The organism is uncultured Roseobacter sp. (genome assembly GCF_947488185.1).
Classification (GTDB): domain Bacteria; phylum Pseudomonadota; class Alphaproteobacteria; order Rhodobacterales; family Rhodobacteraceae; genus Roseobacter.
Genome location: NZ_CANKYM010000002.1, coordinates 330078 through 344759, shown reverse-complemented (window position 1 = coordinate 344759; position 14682 = coordinate 330078). Strand labels below are relative to the sequence as shown.

Annotated in this window: 14 protein-coding genes and 1 riboswitch; of the genes, 2 read left to right on the top strand and 12 right to left on the bottom strand. The window is 59.7% G+C overall.

Annotated features, from left to right (window positions below; genetic code table 11):
* The first annotated feature begins 201 nt into the window (after positions 1-201).
* Complete coding sequence (locus Q1A52_RS07650; protein WP_300013116.1) at positions 202-1848, top strand: NAD(P)-binding domain-containing protein; 1647 nt, start codon at positions 202-204, stop codon at positions 1846-1848.
* A 115-nt stretch (positions 1849-1963) separates the two neighbouring features.
* Here the strand turns inward: Q1A52_RS07650 and Q1A52_RS07645 are convergent, their stop codons facing one another.
* From Q1A52_RS07645 to trmB, 9 genes are all read right to left on the bottom strand, one after another.
* A complete protein-coding gene (locus Q1A52_RS07645; protein WP_300013113.1) occupies positions 1964-2386 on the bottom strand; it encodes a DUF4437 domain-containing protein in 423 nt (140 codons plus the stop codon).
* Between the two features lie 125 nt (positions 2387-2511).
* Entirely contained in the window at positions 2512-2778 is a 267-nt protein-coding gene (locus Q1A52_RS07640) for a hypothetical protein (RefSeq protein ID WP_300013110.1), read from the bottom strand.
* 77 nt (positions 2779-2855) lie between these two features.
* Positions 2856-4532 carry a 30S ribosomal protein S1 gene (gene rpsA / locus Q1A52_RS07635; protein ID WP_195820200.1) on the bottom strand — a complete coding sequence of 559 codons (1677 nt, stop codon included), beginning with the start codon at positions 4530-4532 and terminating at the stop codon, positions 2856-2858.
* A gap of 187 nt (positions 4533-4719) precedes the next feature.
* Positions 4720-5421 (bottom strand): VPLPA-CTERM sorting domain-containing protein, encoded by a 702-nt coding sequence (locus Q1A52_RS07630; protein WP_300013107.1) that lies wholly within the window; start codon positions 5419-5421, stop codon positions 4720-4722.
* A complete protein-coding gene (locus tag Q1A52_RS07625) occupies positions 5418-6113 on the bottom strand; it encodes a VPLPA-CTERM sorting domain-containing protein (RefSeq protein WP_300013104.1) in 696 nt (231 codons plus the stop codon). The genes Q1A52_RS07630 and Q1A52_RS07625 overlap by 4 nt, the downstream gene beginning before the upstream one ends.
* A gap of 332 nt (positions 6114-6445) precedes the next feature.
* Positions 6446-6991, bottom strand: coding sequence for a hypothetical protein (locus tag Q1A52_RS07620; RefSeq protein ID WP_300013101.1), 546 nt, complete (start codon positions 6989-6991; stop codon positions 6446-6448).
* Positions 6992-7104: 113 nt separating this feature from the next.
* The gene (locus Q1A52_RS07615) at positions 7105-7719 is read right to left on the bottom strand and encodes a d(CMP) kinase (protein ID WP_300013098.1); all 615 of its coding nucleotides are present in this window, start codon (positions 7717-7719) and stop codon (positions 7105-7107) included.
* Positions 7716-9068 carry a 3-phosphoshikimate 1-carboxyvinyltransferase gene (aroA, locus tag Q1A52_RS07610; RefSeq protein ID WP_300013095.1) on the bottom strand — a complete coding sequence of 451 codons (1353 nt, stop codon included), beginning with the start codon at positions 9066-9068 and terminating at the stop codon, positions 7716-7718. Before aroA ends, Q1A52_RS07615 begins: the two co-directional genes overlap by 4 nt.
* 82 nt (positions 9069-9150) lie before the next feature.
* On the bottom strand, positions 9151-9852 hold the full coding sequence (gene trmB / locus Q1A52_RS07605) for a tRNA (guanosine(46)-N7)-methyltransferase TrmB (RefSeq protein ID WP_300013092.1): 702 nt from the start codon (positions 9850-9852) through the stop codon (positions 9151-9153).
* A 118-nt stretch (positions 9853-9970) separates the two neighbouring features.
* On the opposite strand from trmB, the gene Q1A52_RS07600 reads away from it, so the two are divergent.
* On the top strand, positions 9971-10864 hold the full coding sequence (locus Q1A52_RS07600) for a PleD family two-component system response regulator (RefSeq protein WP_300013089.1): 894 nt from the start codon (positions 9971-9973) through the stop codon (positions 10862-10864).
* Between the two features lie 93 nt (positions 10865-10957).
* Here Q1A52_RS07600 and metK read toward each other — a convergent pair whose 3' ends face one another.
* From metK to Q1A52_RS07585, 3 genes are all read right to left on the bottom strand, one after another.
* Positions 10958-12139 carry a methionine adenosyltransferase gene (gene metK, locus Q1A52_RS07595; RefSeq protein WP_300013086.1) on the bottom strand — a complete coding sequence of 394 codons (1182 nt, stop codon included), beginning with the start codon at positions 12137-12139 and terminating at the stop codon, positions 10958-10960.
* A gap of 4 nt (positions 12140-12143) precedes the next feature.
* Positions 12144-12192, bottom strand: a riboswitch (SAM-SAH riboswitch).
* A 39-nt stretch (positions 12193-12231) separates the two neighbouring features.
* Positions 12232-13767, bottom strand: coding sequence for an apolipoprotein N-acyltransferase (lnt, locus tag Q1A52_RS07590; RefSeq protein ID WP_300013083.1), 1536 nt, complete (start codon positions 13765-13767; stop codon positions 12232-12234).
* Positions 13767-14663 carry a hemolysin family protein gene (locus tag Q1A52_RS07585; RefSeq protein WP_300013080.1) on the bottom strand — a complete coding sequence of 299 codons (897 nt, stop codon included), beginning with the start codon at positions 14661-14663 and terminating at the stop codon, positions 13767-13769. The genes lnt and Q1A52_RS07585 overlap by 1 nt, the downstream gene beginning before the upstream one ends.
* Positions 14664-14682 lie beyond the last annotated feature (19 nt).

Sequence of the window (14682 nt, the reverse complement as noted above, 5' to 3'; positions counted from 1 at the left end):
TCGCAAACCATCAAATGCGCATAACCAATGCCCAGCCGTTTGGCACATCATTCCCGAACGCCCCCGCATTGAACGCTTGGCAAGCGCACGCATTGCGCGAAAACCTCGTTTCTGCTTAGCTGGCAACGGGGTTGCCCACAAATTTCCATCGAGAGAAATGGGCCTAGAAACGATAGCACCACGGCGAGGGATAGAACGGGAATGACACAAAGCGATGGACCACGCGATGTCTGCGTGATCGGATCAGGTCCGGCAGGGCTTCAGGCCGGATATTACTTCCAGAAAAAGGGGATGGATTTTGTCATCCTCGAGCGCGGTTCGGAGGTGTGCAGTTTCTTTCGTACGTTTCCCCGACATCGCCAGTTCATTTCGATCAACAAGGTACACACCGGTCTCTCGAACGCTGAGACACGCCTGCGCTACGACTGGAATTCCCTGTTGAACGATGAAGGGACGCTCTTCAAGGACTGGAGCCGGAAATATTTCCCCTCTGCCGAGGATTTCGTGGACTACGCCGAGGCTTTTGCCGCCCAGATGCAGGACCGCATCCTGTGCGACAGCAACGTAGTCGAGATCTCGAAGACCGATGACGTCTTTGCCCTGCGGTGTTCCGATGGAACGACGCATCACGCCCGCAATGTGATCGTCGCCACAGGCGTGTCGCAGCCCTGGGATCCGGGGATCGAGGGGTTCGATCTGGTCGACAACTATTTCGATTTCGACCCGACGCCCGAACAGTTTGAAAACGAACGCGTGCTGATCCTTGGCAAGGGCAATTCCGCCTTCGAGACCGCGGATTCGCTGGTCGAGCATGCGGCCTCGATCCACGTGATGAGCCCGAACCCGGTGCGCTTTGCCTGGCAGACGCATTTTGTCGGGCACCTGCGGGCGGTGAACAACAATTTCCTCGACACCTACCAGCTGAAATCACAAAACGCGGTGATCGATGCCAAAGCGGTGAAGATCGAACGCAAGGATGGGCTCTACACCGTCACGGCGCAGATGCGGGCCGCGGAGGATCACGAGATTACCCTGACCTATGACCGTGTCATCGCCTGCACCGGCTTCCGCTTTGATGCCGATATCTTTGCCGAAGATATCCGGCCCGCGCTGCGTCACTTCGGCAAGTTCCCGGCGATGACGTCGGAGTGGGAAAGCGAGAATGTTGAGGGTTTGTTCTTTGCAGGTACGATCATGCAGTCGCGCGACTATCGCAAGACCATGTCCGGCTTTGTGCACGGCTTTCGGCACAACGTGAAATGCTTGTCTGAATTTGTGGCCGGGCGTGTTCAGGGTACTGTTTACCCGACCACGCAGACCGTGCTTGCCCCCGATGCTTTGACCCGCGCGATCATTAACCGGATCAGCACCTGTGCCGGCGTGTTTCTACAACCAGGATTTCTATGCGACGTGATCCTGCTGGACAAGGAGGACGCAGGGCGCAGCTATCATGATGTGCCCGTGGAATGGGTGCAGGAGGCCGAGGATTTCTCCGGCAGGGAATATCTGATGGTGACCCTCGAGTATGGCGATTTCGGCACGGATACGATGCATGTGAAACGCGAGCACAATGTTTTCGGTGACACGCCTGATGCCTTCATTCATCCCGTCATCCGGCACGTCCGAGACGGCACGAAAATAGCGGAGGTTCACCTCGCGGATCATTTGGACGCTGATTGGCGACCGCGGACGGAACGGGACGCCAATGCCGCAACTGTGCTGCGGATGACCTTCAAGGATGCGGGGGACGCTCTGCCGCCCTCCGAAGTCGCCCATCGTCAGATCAGCAGCTTTTTGGAACAGCAGGTCATTGGCGAGACCAGTTCAAACCGGACGGCGGCGGAATAGCACACCGGGGCGAAACTCGGGGGCTTGCCATGTCAGCGCGACCCTCGCCGCATTGTGCGGCAAGGGTCTTTTCTCAATCTGATCAGCTTTCCGCCTGAGGTGTCGCGGCGGCGGTTTACTGCACCGGCTGGAAATCGAAAGCGCCGTCCTGATACAGATACGCGATGCAGGGCGTCGCCGAAACACATGCAGACACATGTGCAAGACCCCGCGGGATTTCATAGAAAGCGCCCGCACCGATGGGCTGAGCCTTGGCCGGATCGGTACCGTCTGCGTAGTGAATCATCTCGCCTTGCAGCAAGACACCGAACATATTTGCGGATTTGACATGCAGCGGACTGGTGATCCCGGCTGGAAGCCGCACCATCGCCTGATAAGCCTCGACAAAGCGGTCGCCTTGCAGGGGCGCGAATGCGACCCCCTCAGGCGTCGTTTCCCAGTCGAAGCTGTCGGTGTCGGTCAGTGTTATCCCATCCCCGGCTGCAGCGGTTGCAGCCAGAGTAAGGGAGAGAGCAAGTGCTGGTAGCTGTGTTGTCATGATGAACCTCATAATACCTTTTGGTATCTCTTTATATGATACCAAATAGTGTTACGTCAACCTGTCGTTCCAGCTGACTTACGTATCGTCGGGGTCATCTGTTGGCGCACCTGCTGATTGGCAGGCTATGTGCAGACACCGACGAAGGACTGCCCCTTGCGTTTGTGCACCTCGCCCAGTTGCAGTGCCGCAAGCGTTTTGCCCGCTCCTGCGCAGTCACGTTCCAGGGATTTGCGAACCTCGGTTTCGGTCCAGTTTTTCCCGTAGTGGCCGTGCATCTGTAATTGACCTTGCACAACCTTGGTTTTGAAGGAGAAAAAGTTGTCCTTGTTGCCAGCCTGTGCGCTGGTTGCCACCAGGCAGAGACAAAGGCTCATCGCCAGTTTCCGCATTGTCGTTCTCCGAATAAAAAAGCCCCGCAGAATGATTTCTGCGGGGCTTTTGTGGCAATTTAAGGACCGGTTGCGGGTCAGTCGTCGCCCTTGTTGAGCGCGGCACCGAGGATATCGCCCAGCGATGCACCGGAGTCCGAAGATCCGTACTGTTCCACGGCTTCTTTCTCTTCCGCGATCTCGCGCGCCTTGATGGACACGCCCAGGCGGCGGGATTTGTTGTCCACATTGGTGATGCGCACGTCGACCTTGTCCCCGACGGAGAAACGCTCCGGGCGCTGCTCTGCACGGTCACGCGACAGGTCGGAGCGGCGGATGAAGGACTTCATGCCCTCGTACTCCACCTCGACACCACCGTCTTCGATGGCCGTCACGGTCACGGTCACGATGGAGCCGCGCTTCACGCCGCCCACGGCTTCGGCGAACTTATCCCCGCCCACGGCCTTGATCGACAGAGAGATGCGCTCTTTCTCGACGTCCACTTCGGAAACAACGGCCTGCACCATGTCGCCCTTGCGGTAGTCCTGGATCGCCTCTTCGCCGCGCTGGTCCCAGCTGAGGTCGGAGAGGTGCACCATGCCGTCGATGTCGCCGTCGAGGCCCACGAACAGACCGAATTCGGTGATGTTCTTGACTTCGCCTTCGACCTCTGTGCCCTCGGGGTGTGTCTCCGCAAAGACTTCCCACGGGTTGCGCATGGTCTGTTTCAGGCCCAGGGACACGCGGCGCTTGGCACCGTCGATTTCTAGAACCATGACTTCGACTTCCTGGGAGGTCGAGACGATCTTGCCTGGATGCACGTTTTTCTTGGTCCAGGACATCTCGGAGACGTGTACCAGACCTTCAACACCGGCTTCGAGCTCAACAAAGGCACCGTAGTCGGTGATGTTGGTCACGCGGCCAGTGTGCGTGGAATCCAGCGGATACTTTGCGGCCACCAGATCCCATGGATCTTCCTGCAGCTGCTTCATGCCGAGGCTGATGCGGTGTGTCTCTTTGTTGATCTTGATGACCTGCACCTTGATGGTCTCGCCGATCGACAGGATCTCCGACGGGTGGTTGACCCGGCGCCATGCCATATCGGTGACGTGCAGCAGGCCGTCAACACCACCGAGGTCCACGAAGGCCCCGTATTCGGTGATGTTCTTGACCACGCCGTCGACGGTCTGACCTTCGGTCAGGTTGCCGATGACTTCGGCGCGCTGTTCGGCACGGGATTCTTCGAGGATCGCACGACGCGACACAACGATGTTACCCCGGCGACGGTCCATTTTCAGGATCTGGAAGGGTTGCTTCAGACCCATCAGAGGGCCTGCGTCCCGCACAGGACGTACATCAACCTGAGAGCCGGGCAGGAAGGCCACGGCGCCGCCGAGGTCAACGGTGAAGCCACCTTTGACACGACCGAAGATGGCGCCTTCGACGCGCTCTTCATCGGCGTAGGCTTTTTCCAGACGATCCCAGGCTTCTTCGCGGCGGGCCATTTCACGGGAAATGACGGCTTCGCCACGGGAGCTTTCGACCTGGCGCAGGAAGACTTCTACTTCGTCGCCAACTTCGATTTTGGGAGCTTCGCCGGGATCAGCGAATTCTTTGAGCTCGACGCGGCCTTCCATCTTGTAGCCAACGTCGATGATGGCCTGGCCCGCTTCAATCGCGATCACCTTGCCTTTGACGACAGACCCTTCCTCGGGTGTGTCCATTTCGAAGCTTTCTTCTAAGAGTGCTTCAAACTCATCCATCATATTTGCCATGTGGCGTCGTTTTCCTAACTTGGTTTTGTGTCTGGCCGTGCGGTTGTCTCCGCCGGTCTTTGAGGTTTCAATTGGTCAAAGCGAAAAACGAGAAAGGGCCGGAAGAACCGGCCCTGCTCGCCACTGCGGTGTTTTTCCCGCTTTAACGAGGCCGCGTATAGGGGCAAATGGCGTCCATCGCAAGTGATTAAGCGCGCTTGTTGCGGCGTTTCGCCAAACCGAGCATACCAAAAGACGCCAAGACCAACGGAAGGCTCGCGGGCAATGGCACCACCGATGGTGGGATATCACCGGGGGATATGTCGTCGACCACCTCAATACTATTGAAGTCGATTGCAAACCTGATCCCGAATCCCATGCCGTCGACCTCCGTGAAGAGGTCTATGCGACTCGTGTGCATCGCCTGCAGGGTTTGCGTGGTCAGCTGATCCAGCCCACTGCCCGAGAAGATGTTGGTGTCGCCTTCAATGAACAACAATAGCGTGTCGAGCGGCGCTGGTCCGGTCAACGTGTTCGACTGCACGGTGAACAAGTCAATATTTTCAATTGGCGTGTCGATCACGCCCAACGACAGATCGGTCATTGACCAGAGGCCCAGCGACGCTCCGCCTGCACCGAACGCTTCGTAGGTGAAGGACGTAACGGCGCTGCTGTAAGCTGAGATCGATCCGTTTCCGGGCACTTCCTGATAGGTTTCTGGCTGCACCTCCGGGTCGATCTCGATCACCACGTCCAGCGTCGCCGGCTGTTCTGCGAAGGGGCTCGACCCGCCGGGGTAGTTTTCGGCCTCAAACAGACCTGTGAAGCTAATGGTTTTCGCAGCCACGGGAGCTGCGAAGGCCATTAGCAGAGCAGTGGTAATCGCACCAGCTTTCAAAGAACGGATCATGCGCGGTCCTCTGTCTTGCCTGCCCGCACACGACGGACCAACCCGAAAGCACCCAACCCGGCCAACAAGAGCGGTAGGCCCGCGGGAAGCGGCACGGGTGAGGGGCGCGGTTTACTCGGGTCGCCGACCACGATGCTTGCGGGGTCAATTGCCCAGCGACCGCCAAAGACGCCCTCGCCGATCATCATATTGACGTCGATCCAGGTGGTTGTCATCGCTTGCAAGCTGTCTTGTGTCAGCTCATCGAGACTGAGGTCAGACCAACTGTCGGAGCTGCCCTCCAGAAGCAACTGCATCTGGTTGAGAGGTTCCGGGCCGCTGATGTTGGTGGAAAACATCCGCACCGCATCGCCAAGAAAGAAATCAATCATGTCCAGTTGGACATCGAAAGCAGACCACTGCCCGAGCGACTCCTCCGCATCGTTAAACGCTTCATAGGAAAAGGAGGTCACCGCGGTAAAGTAGGAGCCAATCTGGCCAATCCCGCCACCGTTGACCACATCGGGCGCCGCCACGTCGTCGATCTCTATGGAGACCTGGAGCAATGCCGGTGTTTCGGAAAATGGCGATCCCGCCCCTCCGACATTATAGAATTCAAGCACGCCGGTTAGATCGATGGTTTTAGCGGCCACGGGCACGGAAAACGCCATCATGGCCACGGAAAAAAGTGCTGACTTAAGGATATGTTGCATTTTGGAACTCACGCTGATCAACGACAAAAAGCGCGGCGCAGACCCATCTTTGACACCACACCCAGAGTATCCGCTGCAGGCAAAATTGCCGTGCTCGACCAAGAAATTGCAGTAGAAAAACAGGAAAAACTGCAGCCTTGTGTCATGGTATGCCAACTTCAGGTCCCGCCAGGGGGTTTCAGACCTGAGAAGGACTAGAATGTGGTGACTGCGAGAAAATGGGCCTGCGCAGCCTATTCACCCTGCCTTGGTTAACAATTTCTTACCAACAAAAGGCCGGACGTACGGCATAAGCTACCTTAATGAGGAGGAGTACGTCGGATGACCCTGCCTCAGAGCGCTTGCCCTTTACGCAGATCATCCAACAGGTCCTGGTAAATACCATTGCTGTCACCACCGCCAAAAACCTGGGCGCCGCCGGAATAGGTTTGACCGTAGGTGCGCGCCACATTCACGGTCTGCGCCAGAGCGGACAGGAACTGGTCCTGCTCCAGCGGGGACAGCGGATGGATGAAAACCCCCCAAAGCCTGCCCCGCGCCACAGCGTATCTTGCGTCCAGTGCACTGTCGAAATTGGCTTGCATGAGGCGCATCAACTCTTCGGGGTCCAATCCATCAGCCGAGCGGATCGGCACCATGGCCCGCATCCTGTCGGCGCGCGGATCGGCCACGACGATCACCGGGATATCCTGAATGGTGAACTCGATGGCAGAGCCCCGCAGCTTTGCGTCTTCATCGATGTTCAGAATGATGTTGGCCAGCCGCTCCAGCGTCATTGGCGGCTCGGACAGGGGTTCCGGGGCGGGCGTCTCGCCTTGCTGTGCGAGGCCGAGGGTGGCGTAGAATACCAGCGCCAGCGTCAAAAGAAGTCGTGCCATGGAAGTGCCCTTTCGCGATGTCTGTACCTTCAAGGCTAGACCCGGATGGCGTCAAACACCAAGCACCCTTTGGTGATCGTCCTGCAATATTCACCCCGGCAGCGCGCGCAGTATCAGGATCTGCGTGCCTCGATGGCAGCGATTGCCGCGGCAATCGCGTCTTCGATGCTCATGTCGGAGGTGTCGATTTCCACGGCATCCTGCGCCGGGATCAGTGGCGCTGCCGCCCGCTCCCGGTCCCGTGCGTCACGTTCTTTCACATCTGCCAGCACCTGCGCGGGGCTGATGCCAGCGCCTGCAGCGCTCAATTCGGCAAAGCGTCTATCGGCCCGAACCTCGGCGCGCGCCGTGACAAAGAGTTTGGCCTCGGCGTTGGGGCAAATCACCGTACCGATGTCGCGCCCGTCCAGCACCGCCCCACCCGCCCGGCGCGCAAAGCTGCGTTGGAAATCCAAAAGGGCATCGCGCACCTCGCCGATCACCGCGACCTTGCTGGCGGCCTGCGCCACCTCCGGACTGCGCAAATCACTACCCTGAAGGTCTTCTGCCGTGAGTGTCCGCGCCGCAACCATCGGGTCCATGCCCAGTAACAGCTTGGCCCCGACGGCCCGGTAGAGCAGCCCGGTATCCAGATGCGCAAAACCGAAATGCGCGGCCACGGCTTTGGAAATCGTGCCCTTGCCTGCTGCGGCCGGCCCGTCAATTGCTATGGTGAAGGGCGCGCTCATGCATTGTCGCGCACCAGATGCGCGCCCAGCTCGGACATCAACGGCTCGAAAATCGGGAAGGAGGTGGCGATCGGGCCGCCGTCATCCACGCTCACCGGTTTCTGCGCGGCCATGCCGAGGATCAGGAAGGACATCGCGATCCGGTGATCGAGATGGCTGGCGCAGGTGGCCCCACCCGGTACATTGCCGTGGCCAAGCCCCGTCACGGTCCACCAGTCCGGCCCTTCGTCCACGGTGATCCCATTGGCACGCAGCCCCACGGCCATGGCATCAATCCGGTCGCTTTCCTTGACGCGCAGCTCTTTCACGCCGCGCATCACCGTTTCGCCCTGCGCAAAAGCAGCCACCACGGACAGAACCGGGTATTCATCGATCATGCTGGCCGCACGCTCGGGTGGCACCTCGATGCCTTTCATACCCGGAGAGAAGCGCGCGCGCAGGTCGGCGACGGGTTCGCCGCCTTCGGTGCGTTCATTCTCATAGGTCAGATCCGCGCCCATCTCCCGCAGCGTGGTATAGAGACCTGCGCGCGTCGGGTTGAGCCCGATGCCGGGCACCAGCACGTCCGACCCTGGCACGATGAGTGCGGCGCAAACGGGGAATGCGGCAGAGGATGGATCGCGCGGCACGTCGATCTTTTGCGGTTTGAGCTCCGGCTGGCCGGTCAGGGTGATCACCCGGCCTTCATCGGTCTCTTCCACGGTGATCTCGGCGCCGAAACCTTCCAGCATGCGTTCGGTGTGATCCCGTGTGGCTTCCGCTTCGATCACCACGGTCTTGCCCGGCGCATTCAACCCCGCCAGCAGCACCGCCGATTTCACCTGCGCCGAAGGAACCGGCACCGTATAGGTGACAGGCACCGGGTCAGCAGCCCCCTGAATGGTCATCGGCAACCGCCCCCCTGCCCGGCCAAAGGCCTGCGTGCCAAAAAGCGCCAGCGGGTCGGTCACCCGCGCCATCGGCCGTCCGTTCAGGGACGCGTCACCGGTAAAGGTCGCAGCAATCGGCGAGGTGGCCATGGCTCCCATGATCAGCCGCACACCGGTGCCGGAGTTCCCGCAATCAATCACTTGCTCAGGCTCGGCAAAGCCGCCCACGCCGACACCATGAACGCTCCAGTTGCCGCCGCCGTGATCGGTGACTTCAGCACCAAAGGCCCGCATCGCCTTGGCCGTGTCCAGCACGTCCTGCCCTTCGAGCAGGCCGGTGATCTCGGTTTCGCCCACGCAGAGCGCCCCGAGGATCAGCGACCGGTGCGAGATCGACTTGTCACCCGGCACCCGCGCTTCGCCCTTCAGCGGACCACAGGGGCGGGATGTCATGGGAATAGGGGCACCGTGGCTGGACATGGGACTTCTCGTATCGGTCAGAGGTTCCGCGAGGCTTAGCCGCTGTCTCTGTCCGGGTCCAGCCCTTTAGCCGCCCGGACTGTTAGCGCCTGCGGAAAGTCAGGTAGTGCGGCGTACGGCCTTCGCGCAGGGCTTTCTGTTCATAGCGCGTCGACAGCCAATCCCCCCAGGGCTGCTGCCAATCCTGCGGTCTTTCAGCCAGCCAGTCAAAGCCTTGGCGCGGCACCTCTTCCAAGGTCTGGCGCACGTAGTCCTCGATGTCCGTTGCAACGCGGAAAATCGACCCGGGCTTGAGCACCCGCGCCAATGGCTCCAAATGCTCCGGCGTGACGAAACGGCGGCGATGGTGCCGGGTCTTGGGCCAGGGATCGGGATAGAGCAAGAAGGCGCGCTCGATGGACTGATCCGGCAGGACATCGAAAAGGTCGCGCACGTCTCCGGGGTGCACAGCAAGGTTCGACACGCCTGCCCGCCGGATTTTACCCAGGAGCATGGCGACGCCGTTGATGTAGGGCTCCGCGCCGATCAGCCCGACTTGCGGGTTTTGTGCTGCCTGGTGCACCATATGCTCACCCCCGCCAAACCCAATCTCCAGCCAGACCGGCTTGCCGTCAAACAGCTGCTGCAGATCAATCGGCGTCCGATCCGGATTGTCCTCCCAACTCACCGCACCGGGTGACAAGGTGGCGAGATCTTCTTCCAGATAGCCCTTTTGCGACTGCTTCAGGGATTTCCCCTTGAGGCGGCCATAGAAGTTTCTGCGGGGTCTGTTTTCGTGCGTCATGCGCGGCCTCTACCCCGGACCGAGCTCTGCTGCAACGCTCTGACCGGGCACTGATCGGGTTTCATCAAGAATTAAGACAGGTCGCCTACACATCCTCTGCCTAAAAGGAGATGTGCCCGTGGCCGAGATTGGAAGAATTCACGCCAAAGTGCGTCCTGAAACTGCAGAGCTTCCCAAGCTTGCCAGTATTCTGGTGGTAGATGACCAACGATTTGACCGCACCCGGCTCAAACGGCTGATCAACGGGCTGGAGTTCGAAACCCATGTTGTGGAGGCTGACAGGCTGGAGAGCATGGGCACAATGCTCCAGCGAGATAAATTCGACCTGATCCTCATTGACTACAATCTGCCGGACGGGAACGGTCTGATGGCCCTGGATGCCATACGCGTTGATCCAAAAAACAGGCAAGCTGCAACCATCATGGTTGCAGGCGATGGCCAAAGCGAGATTGCGATCGAAGCGCTCAAACGCGGATGCAGCGACTACATCACCAAGGATGATCTGTCGCCTGCGTCTTTCAAGAGAGCCACGATTAACGCACTGCAGAAATCTTCGCTCTCCATCGGCATGGAAACACAAGACGTTAGACGTCAGCAAATAGAGGCGATGCTGGAACGATTTTCGACCGAATGCGCAAATGAAATCAAACCAGTCCTGAGCCGGTTAATGCGTCAGTTGCGTGACCTGCGCGAAGCCCCCAATCTCAGTGAAGATCAAACAAGCGAGCGGTTTGGCCGGATCGAAAACTCCTGTATGCGATTGTGGGAGTTCCTCGACGATCTTGAGCAATATCAGGGCACTGACCTGTCAGGGGCACCTCTGTCTGACTCTGCGACGGCAAGCGCGGCGCAACCTCCTGTGATCGTTAATGAGTTTGCAAATCAGGCGGTGCCGGAGAGCGGCGCGTCAGCGACACAGCCACGACGTATCAAGGCTGCGCAAAAGGCCGGTGTCGCGGCAACCAGCATGACAGGGAGGAAACCCCGTCCAAGCCTGTTTGGGAAGCACTGAGCACCGGAGAAGCGACCCCGGCAAACCGAAGGGATCACAGGCGCCTGCCGCCTGAGGAAGCACGCACGCCTGTTGCCGGTAAAGCTGCGCCCTTTAGACAGCCGCTTTCAGGGCTTCTACCAGATCGGTTTTCTCCCAACTGAACCCACCATCCGGATCCGGCGCACGTCCAAAGTGGCCATAGGCCGCGGTGCGCGCATAGATCGGACGGTTCAACTGCAGATGCTCACGAATACCCCGTGGTGTCAGATCAATAGTCTGGCCGATCGCACTTTCAATCGCCGCGTCATCCACTTGCCCGGTGCCAAAGGTGTCGCAGTAGATCGATAGTGGTTTGCTGACCCCAATCGCATAGCTGAGCTGGATTGTGCATTTTTCTGCCATGCCCGACGCGACAACGTTCTTCGCAAGATAGCGCGCGACATAGGCCGCCGAGCGATCCACCTTGGTCGGGTCCTTCCCGGAGAACGCACCGCCCCCATGCGGCGCTGCGCCGCCATAGGTGTCCACGATGATCTTGCGGCCCGTCAGGCCCGCGTCCCCGTCCGGGCCGCCAATCACGAAGGTGCCAGTGGGGTTCACCCACCATTCGGTTGCGTCGGTGATCCATCCTTGTGGCAGAACCTCACGGATATAGGGTTCAACAATCGCGCGGATATCCTCGGAGGTCTGGCTTTCATCCGCATGCTGCGTGGACAGCACTATAGAGGTCACCCCCACCGGGCGACCGTCTTCATACCGCACTGACAGCTGGCTTTTGGCGTCCGGCCGAAGGGTCGGTTCGGTGCCGTCCTTGCGCACTTCGGCCAGGCGTCGCAGAACGGCGTGGGCGTAGTGGATCGGCGCGGGCATCAATTCCGGCGTCTCATTGGTGGCAAAACCGAACATGATGCCCTGGTCCCCCGCGCCCTCATCCTTGTTGCCGCTGGCATCAACACCCTGTGCAATATGGGCGGATTGCTCGTGCAGCAGATTGGTCACTTCGCAGGTCGCATGGTGAAACTTGTCCTGCTCGTACCCGATATCCTTGATGCAGGCGCGCGCGATCTCCTCGATCCGGCCCATGTAATCTTTCAACGCGTCCTTGTCCGACAACCCGACTTCGCCACCGATCACAACGCGGTTCGTGGTGGCAAATGTCTCGGCGGCAACGCGTGCTTCTGGCTCGGCGGCTAGAAAGGCGTCCAGAACGGCATCGGAAATCCGGTCGCAGACTTTATCGGGGTGACCCTCGGAAACGGATTCCGAAGTGAAAACATAGTTTTTACGGGACATGCAGTGCTCCAATGAAAAATTCACGCCACGTCAGGAAGCCGTTGTGGCATGGGTCGCGCGTGCTTACGTGCCCTGATAGGCACCGTCAATTGCTATTTCGACGCGGCACGACGGATAGCGGCGCCGACGAGTCCAATGAGCAACAGAAGAGTAAGGGGGCCATCGCCCGTGCGACTGTAAACGGTGGGCTCCAGTGATTCAGGAAGTTGCGCATCCAGAAAGCCCGACACGCCCATAGGCAGGCTGGTCAGCACACGACCACGAGGGTCGATCATGGCCGATATCCCGGTATTGGCCGCCCGCATCAGCGGCACGCCCTGTTCAATCGCCCGCATGCGCGCCTGTGCAAGATGCTGTTGCGGTCCGACGTCCCGGCCAAACCATGCGTCATTGGTGATCTGTATGATGAAATCGGGGCGGTCGGGGGTTGCGTTCACGTCATGTGCAAAAACAGCCTCATAGCAGATCAACGGCAGACCGCGCCCGAGCGGGCCAAAGTCCAGTGTCCGCGCACCGGGCCCGCGCGCAAATCCTGTGGCCGAGACCTGCGCCATCCCGGTCAGCCCAAACCGTTCGGCGATACTGGCCAGCGGGATGTATTCACCAAAAGGCACAAGGTGATGCTTGTCATAGATTTGGGCGGCTTGTCCCGCAGTATCCAGAACAACCATGCTGTTGAATAGATCATCGCCCGGCTGCCGCAGCATGCCGAGCGCAACTGGTGTTCCTCGCGCAGCAGCAGAAATCATCTCAAGCGCGCCTCCGGCGTCGGGATAAACCCATGGAATTGCCGTTTCGGGCCAGATTGTGAGATCAGGCTGCGCCGCACCCGTTTCTGGTGGCGCAGCGGTGAGCGCCAGCTGACGGTCAAAAAAACCGCGGGCATGCTCAGGATGCCATTTGAGATGCTGCTCCGCATTGGGCTGCACCAACCGGACCCAATGAGGGGTTAGTGGTGTCTCTGGCGCGGAGGGTGGCAGATAGAACAGGGCTGCAGCGCTTCCCAAAAGTGCGGCCTGCCCCAAACGCATGACGTGGCGGCGACGATAGATGGCGGGAAAGGACAAGGCCCATGCCAGTGACATCAACCAGAGTGTGACTCCATGCGGACCAACCCAGGCCAGACCTTGCCCGGCGGCCCCATTCACCAGGGCCTGCGCCGGGCTGGCCCAGGGAAAACCCGTCAGCACGTAGGCGCGCAACACTTCCGTAGCCGTCCAAGTGAGGATCAGGGGCCATGTGCGATTGGACAAAAGACGGGCCACCCAAAACGCCGCCGCCCAAAAGAGCGCAAGCCCGGTGCTCATGAAGAGCAGGGCAAACGGCGCCATCCATGCATGTTTGTCAGGGTCAATCTGAAAAGGTTGCAGAATCCAGATCAGCGCAACGCTGAAATAACCAATCCCAAAGCACCACCCAACGAGAGCCGCGTCGCGCGCGTGCTTTTGCCGTCGCAACATCAAAAAGGCCAGTGAGAAGACCAGTAGCATGACCAGCGGCTGATCGTATGGGGCCTGCCCCAGCGGCCCCAAAGCCCCGACAAATGCCGCAATCGCGGCGCGGCCCCAGCGTGGCAACCGCGCATACCAGCCCCATGGTTTACTGGCCCGGGAGCCAGCTCTTGCCATCAGTGGCCACGCGTATCTGCGCGCACCCGCAGGCGCTTTATGCGACGCGGATCGGCATCGATCACCTCGAATTCGGGCCCATCGGGGTGGATGACAACCTCGCCCCGCGCGGGAACCCGGCCCGACAACATGAAGACCAGCCCGCCCAATGTGTCGATCTCTTCCTCGTCGACCTCATCGTGATCAGTCAGCGATTGCCCGATCTCCGCCTCGAAATCCTCAAGCGGTGTTTTGGCCAGGGCCAGGTAGCACCCCGGTTTCTCCTTGGTCCAATAGAGCCCTTCGTCCACGTCGTGCTCGTCTTCGATCTCGCCGATCACCTGTTCGATCAGGTCCTCGATGGTGACGAGGCCATCAACCCCGCCATATTCATCGATCACCAGCGCCATATGGCGCCGCTCCGCCTGCATCTTGGTCAGCAGCACGCCGATTGTCATGGAGGGTGGCACAAAGAGCAACGGCCGCAACATGGCGCGCAGGTCGAAATCGTGGCTGTCCCCGTTGAAACCGTGTGTCAGCGCGAGATCCTTGAGGTGCAAAAGACCGATCGGCGTATCCAGCGTGCCTTCGAAAGCGGGCAGACGGGTCAACCCGCTGTCTTTGAAAATCGCCACCACCTCGTCCAGCGTGGCCGTTGTCGGGATCGCGGTGATATCCGCTTTGGGGACGGAAACGTCCTCCACCCGCATGCGCCGCAGGTTCATCATACCGTGGGTTTGCGGGCGCATCTGAAGTGCTGGCGGTATGGGAGCCGCTTCAGCGTTTTCCGCAGGACTCAATGCTTCGATCACGCGGCTTAAAAAGCCGCCTTGCCTGGAAGATTCCGGTTCTGGAGAGGTGTCTGTATCGACATGCGCGCGGTGCGCTGCGTCAGATTGTCCGTCGTTGTCGCCCATTGGGTCCTGTTCTAGAATG

Bases quoted from the DNA above. Each gene is read 5' to 3' on its own strand.
- Q1A52_RS07650 (WP_300013116.1), top strand. From the start codon at position 202: ATGACACAAAGCGATGGACCACGCGATGTCTGCGTGATCGGATCAGGT.
- Q1A52_RS07645 (WP_300013113.1), bottom strand. From the start codon at position 2,386: ATGACAACACAGCTACCAGCACTTGCTCTCTCCCTTACTCTGGCTGCA.
- Q1A52_RS07640 (WP_300013110.1), bottom strand. From the start codon at position 2,778: ATGCGGAAACTGGCGATGAGCCTTTGTCTCTGCCTGGTGGCAACCAGC.
- rpsA (WP_195820200.1), bottom strand. From the start codon at position 4,532: ATGGCAAATATGATGGATGAGTTTGAAGCACTCTTAGAAGAAAGCTTC.
- Q1A52_RS07630 (WP_300013107.1), bottom strand. From the start codon at position 5,421: ATGATCCGTTCTTTGAAAGCTGGTGCGATTACCACTGCTCTGCTAATG.
- Q1A52_RS07625 (WP_300013104.1), bottom strand. From the start codon at position 6,113: ATGCAACATATCCTTAAGTCAGCACTTTTTTCCGTGGCCATGATGGCG.
- Q1A52_RS07620 (WP_300013101.1), bottom strand. From the start codon at position 6,991: ATGGCACGACTTCTTTTGACGCTGGCGCTGGTATTCTACGCCACCCTC.
- Q1A52_RS07615 (WP_300013098.1), bottom strand. From the start codon at position 7,719: ATGAGCGCGCCCTTCACCATAGCAATTGACGGGCCGGCCGCAGCAGGC.
- aroA (WP_300013095.1), bottom strand. From the start codon at position 9,068: ATGTCCAGCCACGGTGCCCCTATTCCCATGACATCCCGCCCCTGTGGT.
- trmB (WP_300013092.1), bottom strand. From the start codon at position 9,852: ATGACGCACGAAAACAGACCCCGCAGAAACTTCTATGGCCGCCTCAAG.
- metK (WP_300013086.1), bottom strand. From the start codon at position 12,139: ATGTCCCGTAAAAACTATGTTTTCACTTCGGAATCCGTTTCCGAGGGT.
- lnt (WP_300013083.1), bottom strand. From the start codon at position 13,767: ATGGCAAGAGCTGGCTCCCGGGCCAGTAAACCATGGGGCTGGTATGCG.
- Q1A52_RS07585 (WP_300013080.1), bottom strand. From the start codon at position 14,663: ATGGGCGACAACGACGGACAATCTGACGCAGCGCACCGCGCGCATGTC.